10 protein-coding genes and 3 pseudogenes are annotated in these 13370 nt (G+C 34.8%); 3 read left to right on the forward strand and 10 right to left on the reverse strand.

Going from position 1 to position 13370, the window contains the following annotated elements; translation table 11 throughout:
• Positions 1 to 12 precede the first annotated feature (12 nt).
• From A3217_RS07195 to A3217_RS07235, 10 genes and pseudogenes are all read right to left on the reverse strand, one after another.
• Positions 13 to 1064 (reverse strand): annotated as a pseudogene (locus A3217_RS07195) (NAD(P)-dependent alcohol dehydrogenase).
• 128 nt (positions 1065 to 1192) lie between these two features.
• Positions 1193 to 1420 carry a hypothetical protein gene (locus tag A3217_RS07200; RefSeq protein WP_066389196.1) on the reverse strand — a complete coding sequence of 76 codons (228 nt, stop codon included), beginning with the start codon at positions 1418 to 1420 and terminating at the stop codon, positions 1193 to 1195.
• Positions 1421 to 1680: 260 nt separating this feature from the next.
• Complete coding sequence (locus A3217_RS09090; RefSeq protein WP_156471887.1) at positions 1681 to 1902, reverse strand: hypothetical protein; 222 nt, start codon at positions 1900 to 1902, stop codon at positions 1681 to 1683.
• 560 nt (positions 1903 to 2462) lie between these two features.
• Positions 2463 to 3341, reverse strand: a complete 879-nt coding sequence (locus A3217_RS07205; RefSeq protein WP_066389197.1) for a class I SAM-dependent methyltransferase — start codon at positions 3339 to 3341, stop codon at positions 2463 to 2465.
• Positions 3338 to 4009 (reverse strand): acylneuraminate cytidylyltransferase family protein, encoded by a 672-nt coding sequence (locus A3217_RS07210; protein ID WP_066389198.1) that lies wholly within the window; start codon positions 4007 to 4009, stop codon positions 3338 to 3340. Before A3217_RS07210 ends, A3217_RS07205 begins: the two co-directional genes overlap by 4 nt.
• 103 nt (positions 4010 to 4112) lie before the next feature.
• On the reverse strand, positions 4113 to 5273 hold the full coding sequence (locus A3217_RS07215; protein WP_066389199.1) for an acylneuraminate cytidylyltransferase: 1161 nt from the start codon (positions 5271 to 5273) through the stop codon (positions 4113 to 4115).
• Between the two features lie 3 nt (positions 5274 to 5276).
• Positions 5277 to 6197 (reverse strand): annotated as a pseudogene (locus A3217_RS07220) (N-acetylneuraminate synthase family protein).
• Positions 6157 to 6915 (reverse strand): CBS domain-containing protein, encoded by a 759-nt coding sequence (locus A3217_RS07225; protein ID WP_066389200.1) that lies wholly within the window; start codon positions 6913 to 6915, stop codon positions 6157 to 6159. The pseudogene A3217_RS07220 and the gene A3217_RS07225 overlap by 41 nt, the downstream one beginning before the upstream one ends.
• 77 nt (positions 6916 to 6992) lie before the next feature.
• Positions 6993 to 8162, reverse strand: a pseudogene (gene neuC, locus A3217_RS07230) (UDP-N-acetylglucosamine 2-epimerase); the annotation flags it as partial.
• Positions 8159 to 9205, reverse strand: a complete 1047-nt coding sequence (locus A3217_RS07235; RefSeq protein ID WP_066389202.1) for an N-acetylneuraminate synthase family protein — start codon at positions 9203 to 9205, stop codon at positions 8159 to 8161. The gene A3217_RS07235 and the pseudogene neuC, both read right to left, overlap by 4 nt.
• A gap of 285 nt (positions 9206 to 9490) precedes the next feature.
• On the opposite strand from A3217_RS07235, the gene A3217_RS07240 reads away from it, so the two are divergent.
• The 3 genes from A3217_RS07240 (at position 9491) to A3217_RS07250 (ending at position 13366) form a co-directional block, all read left to right on the forward strand.
• Positions 9491 to 10390, forward strand: a complete 900-nt coding sequence (locus A3217_RS07240; protein ID WP_066389203.1) for an acylneuraminate cytidylyltransferase family protein — start codon at positions 9491 to 9493, stop codon at positions 10388 to 10390.
• On the forward strand, positions 10387 to 12009 hold the full coding sequence (locus A3217_RS07245; RefSeq protein WP_066389204.1) for an aldolase catalytic domain-containing protein: 1623 nt from the start codon (positions 10387 to 10389) through the stop codon (positions 12007 to 12009). Before A3217_RS07240 ends, A3217_RS07245 begins: the two co-directional genes overlap by 4 nt.
• Before the next feature lie 70 nt (positions 12010 to 12079).
• A complete protein-coding gene (locus tag A3217_RS07250; protein WP_066389205.1) occupies positions 12080 to 13366 on the forward strand; it encodes an HAD hydrolase-like protein in 1287 nt (428 codons plus the stop codon).
• Positions 13367 to 13370 lie beyond the last annotated feature (4 nt).

A 13370-nucleotide genomic window follows, 5' to 3' on the forward strand; every position in this document is an offset into this window, starting at 1 on the left:
CTAGGGCAAAGTTTATGCGAAAGATTTTTTCATATCAATCACATAGTGGAATTTCGCTTTGCCGGTGGTGAGATTCTCATACGCTTCATCGATTTTATCAGTGGTGATGATTTCAACTTCAGGATAGATTTTGTGCTTGAGTGAAAAATCTAGCATTTCTTGCATCTCCTTCATACCACCAATAAGTGAGTCATAGCCTTTTTTACCTGCTTTAAAGATGAAAGCATCAGTATTGAGCGTTGGCATAGAATCTTGTGGTGGCGACCCACATTTCAAAAGCTCAACATATTGCGCTAAATCATAATTTGTCGGAATGGTTGAAATAATCAAATCAAAGCGTTCTCTGACTTCATTTGGATTAGTCGTTGTGTGGAGTTTTAGCACCCATTGCAAGAGCTCCTTTTCTTTTTTATTGTTTCTTGCAAACACGCTTACTTCTGCACCCATTTGCACTGCGTATTTTACCGCCTTGAGCCAAGCACCAAAGCCTACCACCGCTACTTTGCTATCTTTTTTCACCTTGCTAAATTTAAGCGGAGAAGAAGTCATAATGCCCGCGCAAAGCAAAGGTGCGACTTTATCAAGTGGTGCGTCTCTTGGGATAGTTACGGCAAATTTTTCGCTTACAACGATATTGCTTGAATACCCACCGCGCGTGATTTCATCATCGTGGAAGAAGTCTTTGCTATGTATAAGTAAATACGATTTTTTTATTATCGCAGAATTACTCTTGCCCATTGTTGCACATCTCGCATTCTCCGCAGGAATTTACCTACAACCCACACCTGCATAATCACCGACCTTGAATTTTTTCACATTTTTGCTCACGACTATCACACCCCCCGCGATTTCATGTCCGGGCACTAGCGGATAGGTCGTGCCTTCCCACTCGTCTTTGACATAGTGAATATCGCTGTGGCAAATGCCAGAAAACAGAAACTCTATAACAATGTCATTTGCGCCATTGGGTGACGAGAGAAAGTCATAGGTTTGAATTTTGACTTGTTTGAATCTACGCCAAAGCCTTTAGTGAGGATCTCTCCATTGCTAATGGTGTTTTTTATAAAATCTTGCTCGCCCTGTGCGTTTAAGGGCGAAAGGATTGTCCCGCACCCAAAGCTAATGCACTAAATTTCCTGCGGTTTTTACAAACTCTATTCTGTCTTTGTTTGTCGTATTTTTATCCTTTATTTTAAGACTGAAAAATAAAATTATAAAAATGACACTTAGTGCCTATCAAGGGGTTTTGTAAAAATAAGTTTAAACCATCAATTGTTAAACAATCATAGGCTTGTTGCAAAATTAGGTTATCTAAAAAATTTCCCCAAATTTTTTGCCCAGTAGGCTTGCCAAAAGAAAGCCAGCAAAGCGTATTTGAAAGTGGGTAACGCTGAATTCCTTTCACAAAATCAACACGCAAACTTGCTTTTTGCGCAAGCTTTTTTTAATGAGGATCATAGAGATATAGATGTAGTAACCAGTAGGTAAAATGCTTAAAAGCTGTATTTTGATAAATACTCAAAAGCGCGCTGCATTGGCACTTCGATAATTATCTTGCCATTTTCCATAAGTCAAGGAGGCGAGTTGCTGTAAGATAGGGATAGACTCTTGCAAATGCTCTATGCAACGGAAGCTTGTAATAATATCATATTGCCCCCCCCCCTAAGCTCATTTGAGAATCTATTTCATTAGTTGGTATCGTCTGCGCGTAGTCAAATTCCACTTCGCCTCCGCCGAGCTTACGCTCGCGCTCATACTCGACGTTTTTTGGTTGATAAGAATCTTGGATTCTATCACGCTGGTGGAATTTATAGATTCTGTTAATAGAGAGAGATTCTGTGTAAGCGGAATATTATGTTTTTCATAAATTGGCTTTACCTGCTCCTCTAACTCCACACCCATAACAGATTTTGCAAACTGCTTTGCTGGGATTAAAACCCACCATATCCACTACCAAAATCAAGCGAATTCTTGTCGATGAGATTACTTAACACAAAATCAAGCCGAGATTTATTAAAATATAAGCGTCATTGATGAGGTCGTTACGTTGTGTGAGTTTGTCAATTTCCTCTTGGTTGTGCATATTGCCCTGTGCATAAAACTCATCGCTTGTAGTTTGCTAGCTCAAAAACACCAAGCCACAAGATTCACATTCTAAAATATCTAAATTTGGGTTATCCCTTACCTTTCTATCTCTTTTGTGATTTTTCTCACTGCCACATAAATAACATTGTTTCATTTACACTCCTTTTATCAAAGCATTCTTAAAACATGCAATTATATAGCAAACCTCTATTCTTTACGAAAAATAAGAAGTAAAAAGTCGCTTAAACCGTTCTCATCAAGGACTTTTTGCACTTCATTAAAACACGCACAAAGCTTAGTGTATAAATCATTATTTTTGTGATAAGGGGCAAAAGCATGTATCAAATCCATAAAACCTTGACCAAAACACCACTTGCCTACAAGGCTAAATACCCCCCCCCCATATACCTTGCATTAGCCACTTGCAATAAAGATCTTTCACTAAAAATATTAAGATGAAATGGTGGAATCATATGGCGATACACACGAGTTGGCGAAACCATATTCGCAAAACTCGCTAAGCTTGGATGAGAAGGCACTTCAATAACCAAAAGCGCATCTTTTTTCATGTGTATCTTAAAAAACTCAATCACGCCTTTTGGATTTTGTAAATGCTCAATGACATTAAAAAAAGTGATGATATCAGCCTTTTTGATATTTGCCAACAAACTTTCATCACAATTTTGTATATCTAAGAATCCCTCCTGCACAGCATCCTTTTCTAACTTTTGATTAGAAAAATTAATTGCTTTTAGGTCAGATTCAAATCCTTTTATCTCATAGCCTAATCTCTTAGCAGCCCATAAAAGCTCTCCGCCTCCACTGCCAATATCAAGCCACAAACCTCTAGAGAAACAGAATCTTTGCGCTACTTCATCAATAAACTCAGCTTTTGGGGTTGCAATAAGAGCTTTTCTCTTCTCAAAAATTTCATCTGTAAGATACACCTCAAAAGAACTTTCGGCTCCGTCATTGGTATAAAGCTGTGTGAGATCTACAAGAGGATTTTTAAGATACAGATTCTCACAATCCTTGCATTGCACATATTTAAACCCATAAATGCTAGCAAACTCCTCACTATTAGCACTTTCACACATTGGACATTGTGTGAGGTTATATTTTTGCTTGTCTTTAAATTTACGCGCATTCTCAAAACCAAGCCTAATTTGATTTTCAATCCACTCTGGTGTGCGTGCAATAGCACTATTATTAAAAGACTTCCCGTATTTGGTATAGATTCTATCAGTAAGCTTCATCTCATCTCCTTTAACATTTCATTTGCCCTCATCAAATCCTCTTGGGTATTTATATCAATGCTTTCTTTTTCATCCATTACATATGGCACGCTTTTTGGGATTAAAAAACTTTTATATTTCTTAAAAGATTCTGTCTTTGCAATATAAATTGCTCCATTGCTCATAAAAACTTCAGGTAAAGCCTGACGAGGCATAAAAGGAAAAGTATTATTACAAATTCCCTTTAAGTCTCCATTTTTATCTAACATAAAAGCTTTTAGTATTTCATTATCAATAATCTTAACGCTAATCAAGCTTTTTGCATTTTCACTTTTAAATTTCTTAAAGGCTTCATCAATATGTTTATGTGTCCTAAATGGTGAAGTTGGTTGCAACAAAATAAGATTCTCAAACCCTTCAAAACAGCTTAAAGCGTGCAAAATTACACCATCACTTTTGGCATTATCTGTAGCAAGCTCTTTTGGTCTAAGCAAGGGCTTTATTCCACATTCTTCGGCATAAGCTAGATATTCTTGCGAATCACTACTTAAAACGACTTCATCTACACAAGCAGCTTGCTTAACTGCCTGAAAAGTATAATAAAGCAAGGGCTTATCACCCAACAATGCAAGATTTTTGTTTTTTATACCCTTTGAGCCAGCCCTTGCTGGGATTATAGCCAAAGTCATTATCTCCCTTTCTCTAAAACTACTTTATTAAACCTCAATTTAGCCATTAAGTTAAATAAGTTAAAAAGGCGGGATTCTAGCATATTTAAAATACAAAACACATCTAATCTTTACATAAAATCAAATCAATAAATTCTCTCACAGCGCCAAACCCACCATATTTTTGCAAATGAATTATATTTGGAATTTCTTTTACTTTCTTATGAGCATTTTTTGGACAAGCTTTTATGCCTACTTTCTCAAGCACATAAGCACAATTTATATCATCTCCTATGTAAGCAACTTGTGATAATTCTATATTTTCCCTAGCACAAATTTGCTTCAAAACTTGTAGCTTTTGTTCTGGACTTAAACCTAAATAGACATAATCTATCTGTAATTTTTTAGCACGATTTTTTACAAGCTCTGTATTTTCCCCACTAAGTAATGCCGTTTTTATACCTCTTTCTTTCAGCATCTCAAAGCCAAAACCATCAATAGTGTTAAATCTCTTTGCCTCAATTCCATTGTCAAAATAATACATTCCACCATCAGTAAGTGTGCCATCAACATCACTTGCAAAAAGCTTTATTTCACTAAAATTCATAGAAACTCTCCTACTTTGAAAGCGCTGCATAAGAATTTGCGCGATTTCAAAATCAAGTGGTTCATCTACTTCAATACCCTTATACTCTTCCATTTCTATAATCCCCACCTTACCACAAAGTCTATTTTTAAACCTTTTTATATTGCCAAAAGTATTAATATAAAACGCTCCATTCTCCATAAACAACCCCCTAAAATCTTGCCTACGCGCACGCTTTTTAATACTATAATTAAGCGTCTTACCATTCATATCCCAAAAAAATCTTTTCGTTCGCACACAGCTCAATACACTATCAAACTTAGAATCCTCAAAAAGATTAAGCCCATTATTAAAATCAAAGCTCTGAGTAAGTGGTGATGTAGCTTGAACAAGCATAAAGATATCATTGTCTTTGTAATGTGAATTTGCTATAAACTCAAGCATTGCCTTTTCAGTGCTAGAAGAATCTTCTGCATTTTTAGGATCTCTTTTATAGATTCTTGCCTTGCTGAAGCTAAAAGAGCGCACAACTTGCTCTATTTTTTCACAATCAGTAGCGACAACAACTTCATCAATCAAGGATTCTTGCAAAGCCTGCAGATTCCAAAAACACAAAGGTTTGCCACAAAATTCCTTAATATTTTTAAACCTAATACTTTTGCTACCACAACGTAAGGGGACAAATCCTATCTTTCTCATTGACTAGCCTCGATAACAACCAAATTTAAGCTTATTTCTTTGCTCTAATTCTATATCTAAAATCTCTTGTTTTTTTAGTCTAAGCGCTACATATGTTTCATTCAAGGCATTTACAAGTGCTTTAAGCTCATTTGGCTCTAAAGAGGCACTATGATCCGTTCCTTTCCATGTCTTATTTTTTGTAAAATGTCGTTCTATATAACTAGCCCCTAAAGTATAAGCAGCTATGTCAAGATTTATACCTAAGTGATGCCCTGAGTAAGCTATACTTTTTACCTTATCTTTATATTTCTTCTATAGAGCGCAAATCTCAAGCAAACACGCATCTTGAGCTTTGATGGGATAACCTGAAGTGCAGGCATAAAGCACGAGGTTATACGTTTTATGGTTTTCACTAAAAAGCTCTATAATTTTTTCTATTTCTTTTTGTGTGCTCATACCAAGACTTATATGGATTTCACCACTATAATCATCGCGTAAAATCTCCAAAAGTTCATAATTGGTATTACAACCTGATGGAACTTTTAAGAAAGGGGTGTTAAGTTCTATCATTTCTTTAGCTGAAGTGCTATCCCACACGGAAGTGCTATAAATTATCCCCACATTTTTAGCATATTCCTGCAATTCTTTATGTTGGGCTTTACTAAACTCTAAAAATTCCCTATGCTCTCCATAAGTTTTACCATAGGAATTTTTAGGATTCGGATGAGGAGCGTTATATTGAGCTTCATTCAAGAGTTCTTTTGGATTCCTTTTTTGAAACTTAACCACAAATGCACCAGCTTGCTTGGCTAAAACTATAAGCTCTTTTGCAATTTTTATATCACCTTTATGATTACAGCCAATTTCTGCTATAAGTTTTGGTTTTTCATATTTTTTCATTTTAACTCCTATTGTATTTATCTTCATATCTAGTGATATCATCCTCTCCAAAATAGCTACCAAGCTGCACCTCACATAAAATCAATTTGCTTTTTTTAGCAATATTTGTAACTCTATGTTTGCATCCTTTAGGAATATAAATATACGAACCAGCTCTAACTAAAAAATACGAATTTTCTAAAATCATCTCACCAACTCCACTAGCAACAATCCAGTGTTCCTCTCTTTTGTAATGCTTTTGCAAACTTATGCTTTGCTTAGCTTCTATTGTTATAACCTTTAATTGCATAAACCTTGTCAAAACAACACTCTTATAGAATCCCCAAGGACGAAAGAAAATTTCTTTTTCACTTTTATTTTTCTCCAAATTTTTAAATTTTGTTTTGGCTGAAAAATTTGCATTGTGTAATAAAAGCGTATGGAAATTATCCCTTGTTATAAAATTTATAAGTTTATTTTGAGAATCTAGAATTGGCACAATATTGATTTTTTCTATCTTAAAAACCTCACTCAATTTTTCTAAATTACATTCAGATTCTAAGATTGCACAAAAATCTTTTTGGATGATTTGCTCTACTTTTGCAAGTGGATTAAATTTTTTTCCACAAGAGATGATAAATCTTCTTATATCTCCATCGGCAACAATACCAAGCATTTTGTTATCTAAATCTATAACAAACACGACCTTAAATTTGTTGTTTTCTATTTTTTGTAGAGCTTTAAGAATTGTATCTTGTGAGAGAATTTGAAGTTTTTTCATTAAGCACTCCTTTTGCAAAAAGCTAAAGAGTTGCCTTTAAGAGATTTATAATTTAGATTTACCCCCCCCCTAGAGCTTATTTGATTAAATTTCTTTTGTGTCTGTATCTCAAAAAACGCTCCAGTTTTTAAAAGCATAGCAAATTGCTCATCACTTCTTTGCTGCGAAATATTTTCACTAGAATTTTTACTTAGATTTTTAAGTGATTTAATGGTTTTTAAAATAGTCTTTTTATCACTTGGGATATTTGTTACAAAAGTATTTTTAAGCCCACTACGCCCATTCTGTCTTGTACCTACATTTATTCCTTGTATGCCAAAAAATGGAGCTTCTTTAAGTATGCAAGAAGAATTTCCTATAATAAATTCAGCATTTTTAAGCAAAGCAATAAAATACTCAAAACGAATTGATGGAAAAAGCCTAAAATTAGGATTATTATTAAAGATTTCATAACTTTGCATAATAAATTCAAAGCCTAAATCATTGTTTGGATACACTACAATATAGTTTTTACCACTTTCTAGTAAAGCTTTACTGAAAGCTTTAGCTTGAGCTTTCATGGTGTCAAATTCGGTCGTAACTGGATGAAATATAACTATGGCATAATTCTCAAAGCTTATATCATAATAAGCCTTAGCAACCTCAAGACTTATCTTATTGTTTTGTAAAATATCTAAATCTGGAGAGCCTATAATAAAAATACTTTTTTTATCTTCACCTAGCTGAATAAGATTTGTTTTGGCATTGTCATCATTCACTAGGTGAATATGAGAAAGCTTTGATATAGCGTGCCTTAGGCTATCATCTATCGTTCCTGAGATTTCGCCCCCTTCAATATGAGCGACTAAAATATTATTTAAGCTTCCCACACTAGCAGCTGCTAAAGGCTCAATCCTATCTCCATGCACTATAATTAAGTCAGGTTCAAATTCAGTCACAAACCTAGAAAAACCATCAATTGTCGAAGCTAATGCCTTATCCATTTGATAATATCTATCGTGATTAATAAATTTATAAATATTTTTAAAACCCTCTTTTTCCACCTCGCCTAAAGTTGCTCCAAAATAGTGGCTCATATGCATTCCCGTTACAAAAACGAAAAGTTCAAAATTACTATCTTGCTCTACCTTGTGCATAAGCGACTTTAGCTTACCAAAATCAGCTCTAGTTCCGGTTACAAAAGCTATACGCTTTCTGTCTTTATGTTTTTGAGGGCATTTTGAAGAAGTAATCCTTGCTTTTTTCATTCAAAATCCTCCTTTTGAATCTGTCTGTTTGCTACTATATCTCTTAAAGCCCTTTTACCAAGAAGACTTTCATAGTGCTCTGCTCTTATCCCGCCTTTACCCGGACGTTTTACCCAGATATTATTAGGACTAAAAAATTCTCCTTTTTTAATAGGCTTTATACTCACTACACTTGCAAAGGCAAAATCTATGGTAACTTGTTCTTCTCTAGCCGCTTCTTTACTTGTATTATCACCTCTCATTATCCATACCCTTTGACTTTGCTCTATAAGCTCTTTTAGGGCATTTTCGTCCATCGAACACACTATGTCAGGACCAACTCTATCCATACTATCAGTAAAATGTCGCTCCAAAACACTTGCACCCAAAGCTACTGCGCCAAGACAAGCCAAATTACTTAAAGTATGATCGCTTAAACCAACAAGACAGCCAAACTCGCTCTCCATATCACACATAACTTTTAATCGCACCAAATTCTCTGGAGTCGGGTAAAGATTAGTTGTGTGCATGAGCACAAAAGGTATTTGAGCTTTTTTAAAAATCTCTACAGCTTTCCTAATGCTTTGAAGCGAATTCATACCGGTGCTTAAAATTATAGGTTTTTGAAAATTTGCAATATGTTTTAAAAGCGGGTAATTATTACACTCGCCAGAACCTATTTTATAGGCACTTACGCCCATATCTTCTAATCGATTAGCTCCAGCCCTACTAAAAGGGGTGCTAAGATACATAAGTCCCTTGCTTTCAGTATATTCCTTCAAAGCTCTTTCATCCTTTTCACTCAAAGCACATCTTTTCATAATCTCATAAATACTTATTCTGGCATTACCCGGAATTATACTTTTAGCCTCATCACTCATCTCATCTTCTATGATATGCGTTTGATGTTTGATAAGTTTTGCTCCAGCGCGAGATGCACTATCTACCATAAGCTTAGCAATCTCTAAAGAACCATTATGATTTATGCCAATTTCAGGCACTACCAACGGGGGATTAGACTTAGAGATAACGATCTTTGAAGTTAAATAAACATCAGTACTCATCAATTAAGCTCGCAAATCTTTGTTTCTGAAAATACCTTGAGCGCAAAATCCCTATTATCCACTCGCCAATCCTTCATTAAAAGACCTTTTGAATCTGGTTCTGAAAGCTTATTTATGAAAATTGCTATTTTCATGCTTTAGCTTTCAAGCATATTCGGACTTTGATTGTATCTTAAAAATCTTAAAATAAAACTTTTTTACTTTCTTCTTGCGAAGAATCCCACAAAATAGGGATTGTGCATTTATGAAAATAGCAATTTTCATAAATGTATTAAAGGAAGAAGTATGGAGACAACAGCCGTAGTGGTGGCAAGGAAAGGTTCTGTGCGCCTAAAATCAAAATCTATGCTTAAACTTGATGAGAAACAAACACTTATTGAGCGTAAAATCAAACAACTTCAACAATGCAAGCATATTCATCGTGTGGTTTTTGGAAGTGATTGCGAGATTATGCGCGAAGTAGCCAAAAATGCAGGCGCACAAATTGTAGAGCGTCCGCAGTATTATTGTGATGAAAGCAAAGCAAGCGCAAATGAAATGATAGCCAATATGCTCTCTTTGTTCCACACAGACATTGTAGTATGGGCACACTGCACAAATCCACTCATCACACCAGCTACTTATGACAAAGCCATAGAGACTTTTTTTGACAACCTTAAGCAATTTGACAGCCTACTTTCTGTTGTGGAACTCAAAGAGCATTTATGGAAAAGCGATAAATCTTGCGCTCTCAATTACAATCCATTCACACCCAAACATACACCGGCTAAAGAATTAGCACCACTTTATATGCAAGATGGCGGTATCTTTATCCAGCCCTACAAACAAATGAGGGCAAACAGCTACTTTTTTGGGAAAAAACCTTATTTGTTTGAAATCCCAAAAGATGAATTTTTGGACATTAATGAAATGCGTGATTATCTGCTTGCTAAGGCTCTTATACAAGCCTGTAAGGGGGGGGGGAAGGCTAGAACTCTTGCCATATTCCATTTTCAATGCTATCTTGCTCTTTTTGTATATTCAAAATGCAATACTTTCGATTCTCTTTTTAACAATATTTTATCACTCAAAATCAAGTCTAAAATAGTATCCACACAACTTTATAGCACATTCGCATTTTTAGAATCCAAGTTTCCACACCACACTTCTTTCAATAATCCCACACTCAATAAAGTAGCTGTATGAATAAAGTAACTCTACTTGATTGCACTTTGCGCGATGGCGGATATATTAACAATTGGGAATTTAAAGATTCTCAAATTACAAAAATCCTTTCCGCACTAGATTCCGCAAAAATCGACATTATAGAGTGTGGTTACCTCAACGACAAAATAGATAAAAGCTCTAACACGACACTTTTTAAAAATACACAAATCCTTAGCAAGTTTTTGCAAAATATCAAAACGCGAAAAGTTGCGATGATAAATCTTGGAGATTTTGATGTCAGCACACTTTCAGAAAGAAGCCAAACGCTCTTAGATGGTGTTCGTTTGTCTTTTCATAAAGAATACTTAGAATCTGCCTTAGATGTCGCAAAGATTCTCAAAGCTCTTGACTATGGGGTGTATTTTCAACCTATGATTACAAAACGTTATAATGATTTAGAATTCCTACATATGATTGAGAAAGTCAATAAAATAGGGCTTTCCGCACTTTATATCGTAGATAGTTTTGGCTCAATGAGCTTAAAGGAATTTACACGATATTGCGCCCTAGCAGAAAATAATCTTTGGCAAAATTGCGCACTTGGCTACCACTCCCATAATAATATGCAGCTTGCATTTTCAAATGCAATTTTTCTCTGCACACAAAATATAAAACGAGAAGTCATCATAGATTCTAGTATTTATGGGATTGGTAGAGGTGCTGGGAATCTCAATACTGAGTTAATTGCAGACTTTTGCAACAAAGAGTTTAATACACATTATGAGATAATGCCACTTTTAGACATTATTGACACACTCTTACAGAATCTAAGAGCCAAACATTTATGGGGATTTTCACCCGCTCAATACCTCTCCGCATCGCTTGATATACACCCAAACTACGCAAGCTACCTCACCCGTAGAAATGCCAATAAAATCACAATTTTAAAACAAATACTTGAGCAGATTCCAGAAGAGAAAAAATCAACCTTTGATAAAAAGCTCATACAAAAACTTCACGCAGATTTTTTGCTAAAGTGTGTTACACCAATCAAAAAAGAATTTTCTCTCTCAAAAGATAAAAAAGTTTTACTTATAGCCCCGGGCAAAAGCACTGATAAATATCAAGATATTATAAACCAAAAAATACAAAGCAATGAATATCACATAATAGCACTTAATCATATTTCAAAGTTTCCTTGTGATTATTATTTTTTCAGCAACCAAAAACGCTACGATGAATTTAGCACTTTTTTGCAGCCGCACAAAACACTCATTACAAATAATCTTAAAACACATATTCCTAGCAATGAGTTGAGAGGTGTTTTAGACTTTGCAAAGCTCGCGTTTATAGGAGACGAGTTTTTCTCAAATGTGAGCGTGATAATGCTAAATTTCTTAATTTTACAAGGTTTTAAAAGTGTAGAATTTGCCGGGCTTGATGGGTATAAGCTTGTGGAGGAAAATTATAGCTATGATGAATATGATGTGCAGATAACACTCGAAAACATACAAGAACAAAATACATTGATAAAAAATGCACTTCACCTCCTAAAGCCAAAAATTACTATTTCCTTTGTTACACCAAGTATTTTTGAAGAAAACACATTTAAAGGTGCGCTTGAGAATAAAATCTCAGTAAATGGGGGGGGGGGGTAAGTCTATATGATTGTCATATTTTAAATAAAAAATTACCTCTTAGACGCTTCTTAGACAAAAGGAGCGTAGCGTGAAATTTAGTGCTGTTGTTCCTTTCAAAACAAGCTCAAATATGAAAGAAAACTTTTTGCTTCTAAATAATAAGCCATTGTTTTTGTATATTTTTGAGACTTTACTTGCTACGCCTATGATTGATGAGGTAGTTTGCTATTGTGAAAATGAATTAGTAAGGGATTTTTTACCAAAAAATGTGCGTTTCTTAAAGCGTGAAAAATACTTAGATGGAGAATCTATAAAGCCTTGTGATATCCTCAAGGATTTAAGCACAAAGCTTGAGACGCAGTATTTTGTATTATGCGCCATAACAAGTCCTTTTATCAAAAGTCTTTCTATTGTTAAAGGCATAGAGGCAATTTTAGGGGGTAAGTTTGATTGTGCTTTTTCAGTGCAAAAACTCAAACGCTATGCGTGGTTTTTAGATGCGCCCATCAATTATTCTTTAGCAGAAAAAAGTGCTACAAAGGATCTTGCGCCTCTTTATATAGAAACAAAAGGTTTTTATATTTTTGAACGTGCTTTGGCATTGCAATATGGCAGGGATATAGGTTTTAATCCTTGCAAAATCGAAGTAAGCGATATTGAATCTATTAACATAAAGGAGGAAAGTGATTTAGAACTAGCCCAAATAGTTAGCAAGTTTATAAACACACAAACGCACACGCCCTATTTTTTACTTTCAAAACTTTGCAAACATATTATTTTAGATATGGATGGGGTTTTGATAGATTCTGAATATCTTATGTCTAAGGCATGGGAAAATTCTGGTGGCAGTGAGTTTGCGCCATTTAGTGAATATAAAAAACTTGTAGGCTTGCCATTTGATGATATTTGCTTAAAACTTGGTGTTCCAATGCTTGAAATCAAATCTCTTAAAGAAAGGTATTTTAATTTTTCGCAAGTACATGTCAATGAGGTAAGGCTTTTCCCAAATGTTAAAGAAACACTTGAATTTTTTATCCAAAAAGCTGTGAAAATTAGCATAGTAACCTCAAAAAACTATGAAGCAGCACAAAACATTTTGAAGTATTTTGACTTAAGGGTTGATCTTCTTGTAGCACCTAATTTAAAGTTGTATGAAGGGCGCAATAAACCTTTTGGCGACCCACTTCTTTATGCTTGTTTTAAAAATGGCGTAAAGCCTGAAGAGAGCGTGTATGTTGGGGATATGCTAAGTGATTATCAAACAGCAAAAGAAGCGCAAATTGATTTTATTTTGGCGAGTTATGGTTATGGTAGTTTGGAGGTAAGTGCTAATGAAATTAAAGATTTTTCACAGCTTAAACTTATGTTTTTGTAAATAA

Source organism: Helicobacter himalayensis (assembly GCF_001602095.1).
In the GTDB taxonomy this organism is placed as follows: Bacteria; Campylobacterota; Campylobacteria; order Campylobacterales; family Helicobacteraceae; genus Helicobacter_F; species Helicobacter_F himalayensis.